This window comes from Neobacillus sp. S1115 (assembly GCF_055385565.1).
On record NZ_AP038275.1, the window covers coordinates 1581343 to 1596750 of the forward strand.

General features: G+C 39.4%; 16 protein-coding genes. 6 read left to right on the top strand and 10 right to left on the bottom strand.

Translation table 11 applies throughout. The features are described 5' to 3' along the window. The first annotated feature begins 7 nt into the window (after positions 1-7). From ACZ5B7_RS07720 to ACZ5B7_RS07735, 4 genes are all read left to right on the top strand, one after another. Complete coding sequence (locus tag ACZ5B7_RS07720; RefSeq protein ID WP_464493329.1) at positions 8-763, top strand: hypothetical protein; 756 nt, start codon at positions 8-10, stop codon at positions 761-763. A 39-nt stretch (positions 764-802) separates the two neighbouring features. Next, complete coding sequence (locus ACZ5B7_RS07725) at positions 803-1726, top strand: FTR1 family iron permease (protein WP_464493330.1); 924 nt, start codon at positions 803-805, stop codon at positions 1724-1726. A 68-nt stretch (positions 1727-1794) separates the two neighbouring features. Next, on the top strand, positions 1795-3264 hold the full coding sequence (locus ACZ5B7_RS07730; protein ID WP_464493331.1) for a hypothetical protein: 1470 nt from the start codon (positions 1795-1797) through the stop codon (positions 3262-3264). A gap of 26 nt (positions 3265-3290) precedes the next feature. After that, positions 3291-4631, top strand: a complete 1341-nt coding sequence (locus ACZ5B7_RS07735; protein ID WP_464493332.1) for a UDP-glucose dehydrogenase family protein — start codon at positions 3291-3293, stop codon at positions 4629-4631. Between the two features lie 33 nt (positions 4632-4664). Here ACZ5B7_RS07735 and ald read toward each other — a convergent pair whose 3' ends face one another. Then, positions 4665-5798 (bottom strand): alanine dehydrogenase, encoded by a 1134-nt coding sequence (ald, locus tag ACZ5B7_RS07740; protein ID WP_464493333.1) that lies wholly within the window; start codon positions 5796-5798, stop codon positions 4665-4667. A gap of 131 nt (positions 5799-5929) precedes the next feature. Beyond that, positions 5930-7105 carry a PucR family transcriptional regulator gene (locus tag ACZ5B7_RS07745; protein WP_464494452.1) on the bottom strand — a complete coding sequence of 392 codons (1176 nt, stop codon included), beginning with the start codon at positions 7103-7105 and terminating at the stop codon, positions 5930-5932. A 215-nt stretch (positions 7106-7320) separates the two neighbouring features. Between ACZ5B7_RS07745 and ACZ5B7_RS07750 the strand changes: the two genes are divergently transcribed. Further along, positions 7321-8124, top strand: coding sequence for a 5'-nucleotidase, lipoprotein e(P4) family (locus ACZ5B7_RS07750; protein ID WP_464494453.1), 804 nt, complete (start codon positions 7321-7323; stop codon positions 8122-8124). 109 nt (positions 8125-8233) lie between these two features. On the opposite strand, the gene ACZ5B7_RS07755 is transcribed toward ACZ5B7_RS07750, so the two are convergent. The 4 genes from ACZ5B7_RS07755 to ACZ5B7_RS07770 all read right to left on the bottom strand — a co-directional run bounded on the left by ACZ5B7_RS07755 (position 8234) and on the right by ACZ5B7_RS07770 (position 11140). Continuing rightward, positions 8234-8602, bottom strand: coding sequence for a cytochrome-c oxidase (locus tag ACZ5B7_RS07755; protein ID WP_213116729.1), 369 nt, complete (start codon positions 8600-8602; stop codon positions 8234-8236). A gap of 148 nt (positions 8603-8750) precedes the next feature. Beyond that, positions 8751-10007 (bottom strand): DUF445 domain-containing protein, encoded by a 1257-nt coding sequence (locus ACZ5B7_RS07760; RefSeq protein WP_464493334.1) that lies wholly within the window; start codon positions 10005-10007, stop codon positions 8751-8753. Between the two features lie 127 nt (positions 10008-10134). Continuing rightward, the gene (locus ACZ5B7_RS07765; protein WP_464493335.1) at positions 10135-10695 is read right to left on the bottom strand and encodes a DUF3939 domain-containing protein; all 561 of its coding nucleotides are present in this window, start codon (positions 10693-10695) and stop codon (positions 10135-10137) included. Positions 10696-10843: 148 nt separating this feature from the next. Then, positions 10844-11140, bottom strand: coding sequence for a HesB/YadR/YfhF family protein (locus ACZ5B7_RS07770; protein ID WP_464493336.1), 297 nt, complete (start codon positions 11138-11140; stop codon positions 10844-10846). A 233-nt stretch (positions 11141-11373) separates the two neighbouring features. On the opposite strand from ACZ5B7_RS07770, the gene ACZ5B7_RS07775 reads away from it, so the two are divergent. Further along, positions 11374-11670, top strand: coding sequence for a hypothetical protein (locus ACZ5B7_RS07775; protein WP_464493337.1), 297 nt, complete (start codon positions 11374-11376; stop codon positions 11668-11670). A 49-nt stretch (positions 11671-11719) separates the two neighbouring features. Here ACZ5B7_RS07775 and ACZ5B7_RS07780 read toward each other — a convergent pair whose 3' ends face one another. The 4 genes from ACZ5B7_RS07780 to ACZ5B7_RS07795 all read right to left on the bottom strand — a co-directional run bounded on the left by ACZ5B7_RS07780 (position 11720) and on the right by ACZ5B7_RS07795 (position 15331). Further along, positions 11720-11905, bottom strand: a complete 186-nt coding sequence (locus ACZ5B7_RS07780; protein WP_213116725.1) for a hypothetical protein — start codon at positions 11903-11905, stop codon at positions 11720-11722. 115 nt (positions 11906-12020) lie between these two features. Next, positions 12021-13376: a hemolysin family protein gene (locus ACZ5B7_RS07785; RefSeq protein WP_464493338.1), complete on the bottom strand. Its 1356-nt coding sequence runs from the start codon at positions 13374-13376 to the stop codon at positions 12021-12023. Between the two features lie 62 nt (positions 13377-13438). After that, positions 13439-13876: a MerR family transcriptional regulator gene (locus ACZ5B7_RS07790; RefSeq protein WP_464493339.1), complete on the bottom strand. Its 438-nt coding sequence runs from the start codon at positions 13874-13876 to the stop codon at positions 13439-13441. A gap of 147 nt (positions 13877-14023) precedes the next feature. Continuing rightward, positions 14024-15331, bottom strand: a complete 1308-nt coding sequence (locus tag ACZ5B7_RS07795; RefSeq protein WP_464493340.1) for a hemolysin family protein — start codon at positions 15329-15331, stop codon at positions 14024-14026. Between the last annotated feature and the right edge of the window lie 77 nt (positions 15332-15408).

Below are 15408 nucleotides of genomic sequence, written 5' to 3' on the forward strand. Positions count from 1 at the left end.
TTTTTTAATGAAGAAATTTTCAGTATTGTTTTTCATTACTTTTTTAATCATAAATGCCCTTTCCATTCACGGGGTAGAGGCCTATTCCTATGGTGACCCCAACGAAGAGAAGGTTGCTGAAGTTTACAAAGAAATGCTCGTAAAGCTTGATGAGAATCCTCCAAATTATACAGCTGCAAAAAAGTCTTATGAATCTGTTCAAGAAGAAATTGATATGCACATGGGGCCTGAGCCCTCAAAGCTTATTCTGAAAAACTTGGCTGATGAAGATAAACAGGCGCTAACCGATAATATGGAAAAGCTTCTTGTCTTAAATATCGCGAGACGCCTTGATAGTATTGAAAATAATTTTTCAGAATATGAGACTACGAAAAGACTCCTTGCTAAAGGATTTGCTACATATGAAGCATTGTCACCAAAGGTTGAAGCGGAGCATCCGGAAAACGATAAGAAAATCAGAGCGGATTTTGATGAGGCACTTCAAGCATTGGGGAACCCAGGTTTGTTTGGCGTAGGGAAAAAGGAAGCTAGTCTAGATTCTTTTAAGCAAAATAAAGATGAGATTTTGGATACTTTAAAATCAGAATTTAAAATAAAAAGCCTTGATGTAGGACATTTTTCTGAGAGTGCGACAGAATCTAATGCCGGCGGAAAAAAGGATTGGACAGATGTTTCGAATATTAGAAATTGGATTCCGCTGATCTTAATTGCTGCCGTGATTATTGCAGTTGTCATATTTGTTGTACGAAGAAGAAGGAAATAATAAAACGAAAAGACACCTTTGGAGAGAGGAGAGGCGGCTGTGGAAATTCAAGCGCTGCTGATAACATTTCGGGAAGTTTTAGAGGCATTGCTCATTGTCGGGATTATTACGACCTATTTAAAAAGAGTGAACCAAAAGCAATACACGAAATATGTCTGGTTGGGTGCAGGCCTTGCCGTCCTGGCGAGCTTTGGGGCGGCCCTGTTATTCCAGGTCGTGTTTACTGGATTTGCGGCAATGGGAAGCGAGATGTATCTGAAAATAGGGATTATGCTTGTTTCAACCGTCCTCCTCACGCAAATGGTGTTTTGGATGGCCAGTCATGCCCGCGATTTAAAAGGAAACATGGAAGGGAAAATGAGTAAGTTTATTACGACCGGCAACGTTGTTGGCATGGTCATTCATTCCTTTCTGGTCGTGCTTCGAGAAGGAATTGAAACGGTATTTTTCTTTGCTGCAATTACCGGCGGTAACATTGGCGCTGCAATGCAGGGCTGGGGTGCAATAACCGGGGTGATCGTCGCCGCTGTCGTCTCGTATTTCTTCTTTAAAGGAACAATGAGAATTCCATTAAGCACTTTCTTTAAACTGACTGGTGCTTTTATTATTTTAATTTCCGCAGGGTTATTGGTACAGGCGATTTCGATGATGCAGGATTTAAACATTATCGGTAGTGTCATTCCACATGTATATGACCTTACCTGGTTTTTACCTGAGCATCCGATTGACTATAGCCATTATCTTCGTGATCATGGTACTGCGCCGCTCATTTCAGGGGATATTGGTATCTTTTTAAAGGCCTTATTTGGCTATTCATCGATGCCTTCGATTGAAGAGGTACTTGCCTATATTGGTTATTTTGTCGTTATTTTATTGCTTACTTCCTCAAAAAATGCTCCGGTAAAAGCAAAAAAGGAAGAAGCGGCCCAATCAGCCAAACTGCTTAAACCACAGGCAAAATAGTTCAACGAAACTTAAAAGTACAAGGCGGACGCCTTGTACTTTTTCTCTTACCAAAAGCAGGTGATTATATGAAATTAGCAGGATTCAAGCGTGGACTTCTAATGGCATTAAGCATGGTAACAATCATAACTGTGAGTGCCTCCCAGCTTTATTTTTTAAATCCATTCGCCTCAACATGGGATCAGGTGGATTTTTCCCTGGCGGTGATTCGTTTTGATTTAATGGCTATGCAGCCCCATTTTCCTGGATATCCCTTCTTTATATTGGGTGGAAAAATCCTTTATCCTTTTTTAGAAAATCCAGCAGAGGCCCTGACCATGTTTAATATTCTGGCTTATGCAAGCTCGCTATTTCCGATTTATCGGCTCTTTCGAAAATTACTGCCTGTCCACTTTTCATGGCTGGCAACGGCCATCATTTTTTCGCAAACCTATATTGTGATCATGGTCAATCAGCCGATGTCAGAAGGGGCGGCGCTCGCAGTCCTTTGGTGGTATGTTTGGAGTCTTGCATTAGCTATGGAAAGACACAATTCCTCCTTTATTTTATTGCCATTAGGCATTTTAAGTATCATGCTAGGTATCCGTCTTTCCTATCTGCCGTTTGCATTGGGCATCTTGTTTTTGTTTTATTGGAAATGGAAAAATGGGCTTCTAACATTAAAAGAGGCCGGTTATTATGCTCTCTTTGGGTTTGTCTTTCAGGCCTGCTGGGTTGTCGCTCTGATCATCTCTGAAGGAAGTCTGACAGGTTTTATTAAGCTTTCTTTAGCCTTTACAAGTGGCCATTTCACAGATTGGGGCGGAGCAGTCGAAACATCTGAGATTAGTTTTTTGAAGAGATGTTCGATATTTTTATGGGATAATATTCTTTGGACAGGTATTGCCGCAAAAGAGTACATAATTGCTGTTATTTATCTTTGCTTGTTTATAAGGATAGTAGTTAGCAGGAGACCCAAAATAGAGTATGAAGCAAGAAAGCCTTTTGTGAATTTAATTTATCTGTTGTTTTTCAGTTATTTTTTATGGGCTCTGCTGGCACAAAATATTGAGAAACCAAGGCATATCCTCCCGCTTGCGGTTCTGCTTATTTTCTATCTTTGTTTTCAGCTTTTCGCAAAAAGGATTCCCTGGTTCATCACCGTCATGGCCGTTATTTTGCTTGGATTTCAAACTGTAAAAAGTGTGGAGTTACTAAAAGCGGAAGCGGCTGAACAGCCTGCCGTTTATCAAATGAATGCGTATATTGAAAAAATGAATGAACCGGTTATTCTTTACACATGGGAGGAAACACGGGTATTGCAATATTTACATGCACCGTACACCCACAAAAGGATTAACACGTACCAATTATTTCAAATGGAAGCAAAATATTATCAAGGAAGAACGGTGCTGCTGACGGACAAAGTAGTAAAAGGGTTTGTTTCACAGGGGGGGGCCGTTAAGGGGAAGATAAAAAAGCTGAAGAGCTTCAAGTCACGAGAGCTTTATGACCCAGTTTATAATGAAATAACCTTATATAAATGGATCGACCATTAATGATTGTAATAGAAAGGACTTAGGCATTGAAAAAAATTGCGATCGCGGGAACAGGATATGCTGGACTAGTCACAGGGGTTTGTTTAGCGGAGATTGGTCATTCGGTCATTTGTGTTGATAAAGAATCGACTAAAGTTGAAATCCTCAAAAAAGGAAAATCAACGATTTATGAACCTGGCTTGGAAGAGATGCTAAAGAGAAATTTAGAGGCGGGCAGGATTTCATTTACAGCTAGTTCTTCTGAGGGCTATAAAGATGCGGAAATCATCATCATTACTGTGGGAACTCCAAAAACAAAAGATGGATTGTTAGATTTGCACTATATTAACCAAGTCTCAATCGAAATCGGCCAATCCATTGTTCGTCCAGATGTCATTATTGTAACGAAAAGTACCGTACCAGCCGGAACTAGTGAAAAGATTAAGGAATGGATTAAGTTAAATAGTCCCCAAAAGCTCAATTTCCACATTGCGGCAAATCCGGAGTTTCTTCGTCAAGGTTCAGCTATTCATGATATGTTTCATGGGGACAGGATTATTATCGGTTCGGAGAGTGAGTATGCCTTAAATTGCTTAGAGGATTTATATAAGCCATTTGGCATACCAATTATGAAAACAGATACAAGCAGTGCAGAACTAATTAAGGTTGCTGCAAATGCATTTTTGGCCTTGAAAATTAGTTATGTGAACGCCCTGTCCAATTACTGCGAACAAATCGGAGGAAATATTGAAGATGTAGCAATGGGAATGGGGATGGACAATCGGATTGGGCTGTCGTTCTTAAATGCCGGCATAGGTTTTGGCGGCTCATGTCTTCCGAAAGATACCGAGGCACTTGTTAATATGGCACAAAAGGCAGGAGAGCCAAACAAACTGCTGGAGGAAGCATTACAGATTAATCGAAGGCAGGAATTACGACTATTTCAAAAGGCACAAACCAGATTTTCTAATATAAAAGGGAAGAGAGTAGCGATATTGGGACTTGCCTATAAACCTGATACAGATGATGTCCGTGAGAGTGCTGCAATCAAGCTGGCAATGCAGCTGGTGAAGGAGGAGGCCTCGATCATTGGCTTTGATCCTGTGTCAATAGAGAATGCCAAATTGGAATTAGGGGAGCTCATCTCCTATACAAATTCACTACCTGAGGCACTTAAGGGGGCTGATTTGGCGATGATCGTGACGGATTGGGAGGAAATTAAGACGATTGACCTAAACACCTTTTCTGAACTCATGAAACAGCCGGTTGTTTTTGATGGAAGAAATTGTTTTCGGCTTGAAATCGTTGAAAAATATCCAATCGAATATCACTCCATTGGCAGACCCAGTGTATATGGAAAAATGAAAAAAGGAAATCCCGTAAGTTAAAAGGGGATTTCCTTTTTGTAAGCAGGCGTATGATTATTTTGAGGTAAGTTCCTTTTCCAATGCGATTTCAACAGGTACATAAGCATATCCCAAATCGTGGGCAACTGCCTCGTAAGTGATTTCTCCGTTTGCCACGTTTACGCCAAGTTTCAATGCTGGGTTCTCCGAAATCGCTTTACAAACACCTTTACCCGCAATTTGAAGGGCATAAGGAACCGTAACATTCGTTAAGGCAATAGTAGAGGTCCTAGGAACCGCACCTGGCATATTGGCAACAGAGTAGTGTATAACTCCATGCTTCTCATAGGTTGGGTTATCATGGGTGGTCACATGATCAATTGTTTCGACGATGCCGCCTTGGTCAATTGCCACATCAACAATAACTGACCCCGGCTTCATTGCTTTCACCATTTCTTCTTTGACAAGCCTAGGCGCTTTTGCACCTGGAATTAACACTGCCCCAATTAACAGATCAGCTTCCGCAACCGCTTCCCCAATATTATATGGATTGGACATTAATGTTTTAATTTGATTTCCGAAAATATCATCAAGCTGGCGCAGGCGGTCCGCACTTAGGTCAATAATCGTTACGTCAGCACCTAAGCCGATGGCCATTTTAGCTGCATTTGTTCCGACAACACCGCCGCCAATGATGGTTACTTTTCCGCGGTTTACTCCTGGTACACCGGCAAGCAGAATCCCTTGGCCGCCGTTATTTTTTTGCAGGAATGCGGCTCCGATTTGGGCAGCCATTCGGCCAGCCACTTCACTCATCGGCGTTAGCAATGGAAGTGTATTGTTTACCGATACGGTTTCATAGGCAATCGCACTGACGCCCTTATCTTTAAGTGCCTGTGCCAAAGCAGGCTCAGCAGCAAGGTGTAGATAGGTAAATAAAATCAGCCCTTGCCTGAAGTATTGATATTCACTAGCGAGCGGCTCTTTGACTTTCATAACCATATCCGCTTTTGTCCAGACCTGTTCGGCGCTATTAATAATTTCGGCCCCGGCTTTTTCGTACGATTCATTATTGAAACCGCTTCCAATTCCGGCGTCCTTTTCGATTAAAACCGTGTGGCCCGCATTAATAAATGAAATAACACCTGCTGGAGTAAGTGCTACTCGATTCTCATTATTCTTTATTTCTTTAGGTACCCCGATAATCATCTTGTTAATTCCTCCCTAATCTTCAATCAAAAATCCTATGGATAAAGTATAAAAGGTTTAGGGAAGAATTTCTTTGTCAGGAAAGAAAAATAATGTTTTAACTTTTTGGGGATTTTCACAAAAAGTTTTGTTTAAATCCCCTTGTATTTATTAAGCTTTAAATCAAGGTAGAGCATCATTTTTTGATTAGGGTCTTTAAAATTAATGTCGCCAATTTCGGAGATTCGCTTTAGGCGATAGGCCAAAGTGTTGGCATGGACATTCAAATCCTTCGCTGCATCGTTTATATTGTCATCAAAGTTTAAGAAACTCTCCAATGTTTCAAGAAGATTGCTGTTATGTTTTTGATCATATTCGTGAAGCTTTTTTAAGGAATAGTTCTCGTATTCTTCATTTCTTCTTTTTTCTAAAAGCAAATCAAATAACTGATAAATGCCCAGCTTTTGATAGTTAATGATGTTTTTTGTTTCCTTAGGGAATTTGTCTTTTACCGTTAATACAGCATTTGCCTCGTCGTAAGCTTTACTGATTTTTGAATAATCCTCATAAATGCCGCTGCAGGCGGGGGTAATCTCTTTAATTCCGAATCGGTCATCCAATTTGGCGGCAAACATTTTAGCAAATTGATCTAGTTCTGGGATCGGGTTTTCAAAATAATCAGCTGCGGCCAGTAAGATAAGCTGGTTGCAATCAATGGCATAAAGCAAAATTTTGACCCGCTGAGTTGTCTTTAATAAATAGGAAATAGCCTGTTCTTCTTTGGTTGTAATGTTGTGCGGCAGTTTGTAAACCTGCACGGCAAAGAATTTAGCGGGAGTTATTTGTAGAGAATGGAAGTGCTCCATAATTTCCCTAGATGAGTTCAAATGCCGGGTTAACAGTTTCCAAAAGAATTCCTGGGTACGTTCTTCCTTTTTATTTTTTCTTGTCTGAAGCTGCAGTAGTTTGTTTTTGACTGCGTCCGCAGCATTTTTTAATAAGGTAAAATCCTCGTTTGTTAATGACCGATCGATTTCAAGGGCCCAAATGAATCCTAATACCTCATCCTGCTTCCAGATTGAAATCGCGACCCGATGACCAAGACCGATATCCTCCATGTTTTTTACCCGAAGTGGTTCATTGGTTTTAAGCAGGGCAGGAATGGTTCCTTCTTTCCATAATTGATTAATAACCTTTTCAGGTACTCGGCGGCCAATAATGGTGGAAATTCGAGCCGGATCCGTTCGCTCGTCATGGGTGCTATAGGCAAGCAGACGATGGTTCGCATCTTCAATCGTAATCGGGCATTTAAGCACCTGGCTGATCATGTCGGCAAATTCATCTAAACTATCAAAAGCAGTCTTAAAAGGGTCATATCGATTACCTTCCAATTTGTTGACCTCCATTTATGTAGGAAAACTTTTCTGTTATATAATGCTCTTTGTTTTATTTTACAAAATTACAAGATAAGGTTGAATGCTTAATTTTTTCGCATACTAAAATTATATGTGTAAAGGAGGTATGTACATTGAGGAAACTGACCATGTTATTTGCTGCTGCTTTGTATTTATTGATTTTCCCAAATTCACTTGGCTTAGCACAGACTGAAAAAATTCCGCTTGAAAGCCTGTATGAGCAGAATACCATGTCAGTCTTATGGTTTCAAAAGTCTGGTGAGGCAAGGGCATTATATTATCAAGGGTACTACCTTGGCAAACTAAGACTGGATGAAATTCTTTCCAAAAATCCTAAAAGGAACGGGTTAAAACCAGCGATCGTGCTTGATATTGACGAAACGGTACTGGATAACAGTCCATATCATGCCTGGATGGTTCAAACCGGAAAAGGAGACCCCATTGATTGGAGTGATTGGTTTAACAGGGCGGAAGCAAAGCCGCTGCCAGGTGCGCTGGATTTCCTGAAGTATGCCGAATCAAGGGGAGTGGAGATCTTCTATATTTCTAACCGCAAGGAAGCACACAAGGAAGCGACCATCAAAAATTTACAAATGGTTGGCGCTCCGAAAGCGGATAAGGAGCATGTTTTATTACAGCAGGAAAAAGAAATCGGCAAGGAAATACGGCGGGAACAGGTGGCAAAAGATTACGATATTGTCCTGCTATTTGGGGATAATCTCGGGGATTTTAAAGGATTTGATCAATTATCCGCTGCAGATAGGATGAAGTCAGTTGACAGAATAAATGCTGAGTTCGGCAGTAAGTTTATCGTCTTTCCAAATCCAATGTATGGGGATTGGGAAGGGGCCATTTACAATTATGATTTGAAGAAGGCTCCTGCAGACTATATGAAAATAAGAAAAGACAACCTTCAAAGCTTTGAACCATAATTTTCATTTAAAAAGCGCTGCGGAAAAAAAAGCCCGCAGCGCTCTTTATTGAAATTTTAGAAGGACTATCAGAATAAATGCAGGAAATTTATTATGTTTAGCCAAAATATTAATTTGCTTTTACATTCTTAAGGATATTGATGGCAAAAAGGATGATACCGAGGACCATTAATGTTCCGCCAGTAGCAACACCTGGACCGGCAGACTCATTCCCTGAAACTAGCAGTGCCAGTGAAATCATCATGACAGGAAGGGCAATATTATGAAGCCAGAAGTGAACTTTTGCCAATGTGGTTTCTGCGGCTTGAGGAAAGGCAACATAAATAAGACCGGCAAGCGTCATCGCTGTCCATCCTAATAAATTAATATGGACATGAACTGGAGTAAAATTAAAGTTTTCCGTCATCGACATGTACATTCCGAGGCATACTCCAATGACAAAGTAGCAAACAGAAACTTTAATAAACTTAACACCCATTTTCCTACCTACCTCCCTTAAAAATAATGACTATAGTAGTAAATATGTAGGACTATTTCATTGTAGAACTATCATTTTCGAGGACGAGAACGGATTTACTCTGATACTAAAGTAATAAAAATAAAGCACCTCGAAAGGTGCTTTATATTTAAAACAATGCTTTTATTCCAACTAGTGCCAGCCCGATGAGAAAACCACACAATGCTCCATTGACCCGAATCCATTGCAGGTCTTTTCCTACATTGGTTTCAATCATGTGGATGAGCGTTTTATTATCCAGCTTTTCAAGATTTTCTTCGACCAGTTTGCCGACTTTGGAATGGTTTTTATCAACAAACCCGGCAATTTGCATTTTAATCCAAGCTTCAAGCTGTCCCATCTTTTCCTGATTTGAACCGAATTCACTTAGTCCGTCCTTTATGAAAGGAAGAAGATATTCATCGTAGAAAATAGGGTCTTCCACAAAATCCAGTGCTTTAGCTTGAGCATTCGCCAGGAATTCGTTGATTTTTTCTTCAGGTTCCCATTTTGCTATCAATTGGGATTTAAAGCGTTCCAATTCTTCATACATTTTTTCGTCACTTTTCAGGCTCTCAAGTTTCTGGTGAATGTGAACCAATAGGGTTTGCCTGTTTTGGTTAAAGGGGTCACGGAAGCTATCGACACCCTTAATGATTAGATTCTGGATGATATTACCCAACTTTTCCTCATTCACGAGATTGCTAAATGATCGGATTGCAAACTGCATAATCCCGTCGGCTGGAATATTTTCAATCATCTCCACAGCAATTCCGCCGAGACGATATTTAGTGCTATCCTTTTTGGCCCAAACATCAATTTCCTTCAGTACCAAATCAAGTGCTTTTTCATCATATTTTCTGACTGTAACCTGGTCAATCAGGAGAGGGAGATAATGCTTTGTATCTAAGCTATTCAGCTGAGATTTAAGCTCCTTTTCAATGACCGGGGCAATTTTTTGCAGGTTTACCATCTTAATTAAATGTTTAATAACCTTTATGCTATTCTTTTTTAGATTGTCTCCGTGTATTTCCTCATTGATGAGTGAAAAAATTTTCTCCGTGAACTGGAAATTGTTTATTTTCTGCTGGATACTTTCTTTCGTCAGCCAATCATTTTCCAGCATCGAGATGATTTTTGCGATAATTTTACTGCGATTTTTCGGCAAAAGCGCAGTATGCGGGATTGGCAGCCCTAGCGGATGCCGAAAAAGGGCCGTCACGGCAAACCAGTCGGCAAGGCCACCTACCAGCCCTGCTTCAAAACCGCCTTGGAGAACTATTCTCCAAATGGATGGCGGCATGGGAATTGTAGCAAGAAATCCGGCTGCCATAATAATTAAGGAAATAGTAGCCAGATGTCGTGTATTTGTTTTCTTATTAACCATTATTGTACCCCTCATTTTTTCATAAAGTCATATTGCTATTATCTCAATATTGTAGAAAAAAAAGCAAAAAAAAACCTATCTAAAAAATCCTATTCTTGTTGAGAAAGAAAAAAACCTTCTCGTTGGGTTAAGAGGAGGTTTTTTTCGCGGGCTTTTTGTGGGTAATCAGCCCGTCTAAATCAGTAATATAGAATTGTATTTCTGGAGCTGATTTTAAATATTTGTCCTGGATTAGCTGATAATAATTTACTCTGCGCTCCGGGTCAAACGGCAGCATCGGATATTCATTGTGCTCCTTGACATATAGGTCGACTGCTTTTTGGACAAGGTCCATTTCCCCCGGAATATGCTTTTCGTGTTCTTCAAATATGTCATAGGTTTCCTTCGACATATAGTATTTTCTTTCAGGTATCCCGCCAAGAAGATGGGCAAGCTGTTTAAAATCGATGGAGTGATCCTCCTTGACAAGTATGGTTCTGTAAACCCCTTTAGGTAATCTGTTTGAAAAATCACGAACGGTATTTTTTATTTCTTCTAACGTTGCATCAATAATCGGATGTTGTATTTCCTCCGTTGTACCTTTGACTGGAACCTTATGTTCCTTTTTGTGGCCAGTAAGTTTTAAGAATAAATAAATGGCAGCTCCGCCTATTACAATCCCTAAGATAGTCCAAATTAAAATGTTCATGCCCCCCTTATTTTATATGGTTGTATTATAAAATTATTATATCCATCTCATAAAATTCTGCCATTTCTTGGAGATAATGTCGAGGGTTTTTGGATAAAACAAAAAGGTATCCATCTGGCTGGATACCTTTTAATATGCTTCTCGAAGATTAATTTACATCCTTGTATGTCACCTGTAACTCTTTAAGGAAATCATCAACTGATAAATGGGTTTCTGTATCCTCAAAAAACCATAAATCATTTTCTTCTATATAGAAATTCATTCCATTTACTTCTTTCGAGAACCCAGAGTTTGATGGTGTTTCAATTGAAAATGCAAGACTATAGCCTTTGTGCTTTTCGCCAAAGCCGGCATATTGCGGGAACAGACGAACGCTAAAGGGCCTTGTGTATTCGAATTCTCCTGCAAACCATGTTACTGCTTTTTCATCAATAGAAATTAACATATTCAAACACCAACCTTTTCTATGAGGTGACAATTCTAAAGAATTATCCTTATTACTAAAAGATTACGTTTTTTCTTGGAAATTGCCTATGATAATATTCACATGAAGCTATTTTTGGGGTTAATTGTAATAAAAAGTTCATTTTTAACAATTTGATTATAGAGTTACTGTTTTTGTAACATCTTTATGGTGAAAATGGTGATATGATAGCCACATGAAAGGGGATGTTGTTGATGGAAAAGCAGTTTGAGAAATTAAATGAGAACGTAAACGACATGAAGTCACTAATAAATACATTTAACAAAACTTTAGAGAACATTGAACAAAGACTTTCAAGATTAGAGAAAATGGATAGTATAGAACATCGCGTCGCTGTTAATCAAATCGACTTATCCGATATTAAAGAAGTGTTAGAACGGATCGAGGAAACGCAAAACCATGATATCCAGCATATCAATCGCCGCCTTGATTCCCACCTTATTAAAATTGCAAAAGTAGAAGAAGAAACTTTGATTTTAAAGTCAAAATAAAAAAAGACCAGTTCAACACTGGTCTTTTTCTATCCAGAGGCGAATGCGCTTACAGCTTTTTGAAGAAAGCTTTAGCACCAAGGTAAAGTGTTGCAAGTGCGAAAATGAGAATGGCAAGTGCACCGATAACATGAAATAATGATGACAGGCTAGCTAAAAATGAAATGGTCGGCATTTTAACTAAGGCGAAGCCAGCCAAAATACAGGCCAAGAAAAGAATAGCAGTTTGGTTCAATTTCATCCCCTCCTTGATAGCAGGATATGCAGGCAAGACAAATGTTGGAATGAGTCAATTGTCCTGATTTAAAGGACAAAAAAAACAAACCTTTTACAGGTTTGTTTAAATTATGTTAGTAAAGAACCTCCGAATTGGATAAAGACACCTGCTTGACGTTTGTTGGTTCTCCGTTGCTTATACTTTTCATGACTTCTATATATTTAATATGATGGTCTTCCATTTCAATAATTTTAAAGGTGTACGGTTCATGTGCAATAATGTCGCCTTCTTTGGCATCGTAATTCTCGGTTAAAATCCAGCCGCCGATGGTATCAACATCTTCGTCATTAATTTCGACGCCCAATAAATCATTGACTTCGCTCACTAAAACCTTTGAATCAATAATATAATGATTTTCCTTGATCTTGCGAATTTCAGGAATCTCATCCATATCAAATTCATCGCGAATTTCCCCGACAATTTCTTCAAGAATATCTTCTACCGTTACCAAACCTGAAGTTCCGCCGTATTCATCCATTAAAACCGCCATATGCATTCGCTCTTTTTGCATTTTTACAAGCAAATCATGAATAGGAATCGTTTCAATTACACGGATGATTGGACGGATATACCCTTCGAGAGTTTGTGCCGAAAGCTGTTCGTTTCCGATAAAATCAGTCATGACTTCCTTGGCATTGACAATCCCAACGATATGGTCCTTATCCCCATCGATTACAGGATATCTGGTGAATTTTTCTTCCCGGATCGTTGATAAAAAGGCATCGAGAGAGTCGTCCTTAGACAATGAGACGATTTCGGTCCGCGGTACCATAATTTCTTTAGCGATTCGATTATCAAAATCAAATATTTTATTTACATACTTGAACTCTGATTGGTTAATTTCGCCACTTTTATAGCTTTCCGATAAGATAATTCGAAGCTCTTCCTCCGTATGAGCGATTTCATTTTCGGAAACAGGTTTAAGCCCAAAGATTCTCGAAATAATTCGAGCGGATCCGTTCAATACCCAAATAAACGGGTACATTATTTTATAGAAGAGAATGAGCGGGCGAGCTACCTTAAGTGTTATCCATTCTGCTTTTTGAATGGCCAATGTTTTAGGCGCAAGTTCTCCGACTACGACGTGCAAAAAGGTAATTGTTCCAAATGCAATCGAAATGGATAATATTTTTACAGCATTGTCGGGAAGATTCAATGAAATGAAGAGAGGACCAAGCAAATGTTCAATCGTTGATTCCCCAATCCAACCTAACCCAAGAGCCGTGATGGTAATTCCAAGCTGACAGGCAGAAAGATATTCATCTAAATTTGAAATCACTCTTTTGGCTGAAACGGCCTTCGAACTTCCTTCTTCGATTAACTGATCGATTCTTGAACTTCTAATCTTCACAATCGCAAACTCTGAAGTTACAAAAAAAGCAGTTAATGCTATTAAAATGGCTATTAAAACCAAATTAAATATGTCCAAATAAGTTCCCTTAACTCGTTGTTTAGACGAGTAAGGTAGTCACCTCCTGGTATTTTCAAAGATTAACTTGAAACCTTTAAAAGCGATTTCAATAATGCAGTTCTAAGCAGACTCAGGTTATTGGAAAGCTTCTCTTTTTGCTTCGCATCCAATTCTTCAAGAAAGGGGATGATGTCAAATAAATCATTGTGAAGCTTGAGCATTTGCTGGGTCAGCGTACACACATGTTTCTCCACTTCTGAAGCCTGAATGCTGCCTGCTGCTTTGCGCATTTCTAGTTTTCTCTTAATCTCGTCTAATGGATAATGCAGACTTTTGCATTCTTCAATAAATTTTAAATCATGTAATGATTCGTCCGTATAGATGCGGTAATTGGACTCAGATCGATCTGCTTTGAGCAATCCAATAGACGTATAGTAATCAATTGTTCTCTTGGAAACCATTGCTCTTTCCGCTAATTCGCCAATTCGATAAACAGCCCCATCATACCACCTCGACATATATATAAATTAACAATATTATAGAGAATTTAAACCGTACAGTCAAACGTTTCGGTTATTATAGGCATTGTTAACTATATTTTATGGAGAATTATAGGTAATATGAATATTAATGTCAAAATATTTAAAAAATAAAAAAACGTCCCCTTATTCAGGAGACGCAGGTGATTTTTTTACTTCTATATAGCCGATATGGTGGCCGTCGATTTCTTTGATTTGAAAGGTGAAACCATCTCTTTCGAGTGTATCATCTTTTTGGACATCAAATTTTTGGGTCAAAAACCATCCGCCGATGGTATCAACATCATCGTCCTCAAGGGTCGTGCCTAAAATATCGTTGACCTCACTGATGAGGACTTTACCATCCAAAATAAAATGATTCTCCCCCTTTTTCTGAATAAGGGGTACTTCATCCAAATCAAATTCATCCCTGATTTCCCCGACGATTTCCTCTAAGATATCCTCGACCGTGACAACCCCGGCTGTACCGCCATATTCATCGGATAGAACCGCCATATGAGAGCGGTTTTTTTGCAGTTTTACTAAAAGCTCCTGAATCGGGATAGTTTCAATTACATGTATAACAGGCTTTATGTAAGTAGTAAGCGGTTCTTCGCCGCTGCATTTCTGCTGGATGCAGTCGGTCAGCACCTCCTTGATATTGACGACACCTAAAATGTTATCCTTATCCCCATCAATGACGGGATAACGGGTGTATCCTTCTTCCTGGACAGTTTCAATAATTTCATTAAGAGAGGCATCTTTGGAAAAGGTGATGACCTCTGTCCGAGGCACCATAATTTCCTTGGCGATGCGATCATCAAATTCAAAGATTCGATTCATGTAGCTATATTCCGACTGGTTAATTTCACCGCTCTTATAGCTCTGTGATAAAATTAGCCGTAATTCTTCTTCGGAAAGGACGATATCATTTTCCGAGGCAGGCCTAATTCCAAACAGGCCCGTAACAAAACGGGCTGAGTGGTTTAACGCCCATATGAACGGGTACATCAGCTTATAGAACAAAATCATCGGCTTGGCAACATGCAGGATAATTTCCTCCGATTTTTGTATTGCAAACGTTTTTGGCGATAATTCACCAATGACCACATGGACAAAGGTAATGACAATAAACGAAAAAATAACGGAAATTATGTGCCCTAGTGAAGCCGGAATTTGCAGCCAATCCAAGATAGGTTTTAACAGCATTCGAATTGTTGGTTCGCCAAGCCACCCCAAGATTAAGGAAATAATCGTAATTCCGACCTGAGTAGCCGATAAATATCCATCCAAATTGGAAATGACTTTCTTGGCGGCTTCGGCTTTTTTATTGCCCTCGGCAACCAATTGGTCGATTCTGGTTGTCCGTACTCTAACGATCGCAAATTCTGATGCGACAAAAAATGCAGTAAACAGTATGAGCAGAGCTATTATCAAGATATTTATCCAAATCATTGGGGACCTTACGATTCGTAAGGTATGCCACCTCACTTACAAAATAATCTTATTTTTCTTACGGCCTTGCCGTATTT

Bases quoted from the DNA above. Each gene is read 5' to 3' on its own strand.
- ACZ5B7_RS07720 (WP_464493329.1), top strand. From the start codon at position 8: ATGAAGAAATTTTCAGTATTGTTTTTCATTACTTTTTTAATCATAAAT.
- ACZ5B7_RS07730 (WP_464493331.1), top strand. From the start codon at position 1,795: ATGAAATTAGCAGGATTCAAGCGTGGACTTCTAATGGCATTAAGCATG.
- ald (WP_464493333.1), bottom strand. From the start codon at position 5,798: ATGATTATCGGGGTACCTAAAGAAATAAAGAATAATGAGAATCGAGTA.
- ACZ5B7_RS07745 (WP_464494452.1), bottom strand. From the start codon at position 7,105: ATGATCAGCCAGGTGCTTAAATGCCCGATTACGATTGAAGATGCGAAC.
- ACZ5B7_RS07750 (WP_464494453.1), top strand. From the start codon at position 7,321: ATGTTATTTGCTGCTGCTTTGTATTTATTGATTTTCCCAAATTCACTT.
- ACZ5B7_RS07755 (WP_213116729.1), bottom strand. From the start codon at position 8,602: ATGGGTGTTAAGTTTATTAAAGTTTCTGTTTGCTACTTTGTCATTGGA.
- ACZ5B7_RS07760 (WP_464493334.1), bottom strand. From the start codon at position 10,007: ATGGTTAATAAGAAAACAAATACACGACATCTGGCTACTATTTCCTTA.
- ACZ5B7_RS07765 (WP_464493335.1), bottom strand. From the start codon at position 10,695: ATGAACATTTTAATTTGGACTATCTTAGGGATTGTAATAGGCGGAGCT.
- ACZ5B7_RS07770 (WP_464493336.1), bottom strand. From the start codon at position 11,140: ATGTTAATTTCTATTGATGAAAAAGCAGTAACATGGTTTGCAGGAGAA.
- ACZ5B7_RS07775 (WP_464493337.1), top strand. From the start codon at position 11,374: ATGGAAAAGCAGTTTGAGAAATTAAATGAGAACGTAAACGACATGAAG.
- ACZ5B7_RS07790 (WP_464493339.1), bottom strand. From the start codon at position 13,876: ATGTCGAGGTGGTATGATGGGGCTGTTTATCGAATTGGCGAATTAGCG.
- ACZ5B7_RS07795 (WP_464493340.1), bottom strand. From the start codon at position 15,331: ATGATTTGGATAAATATCTTGATAATAGCTCTGCTCATACTGTTTACT.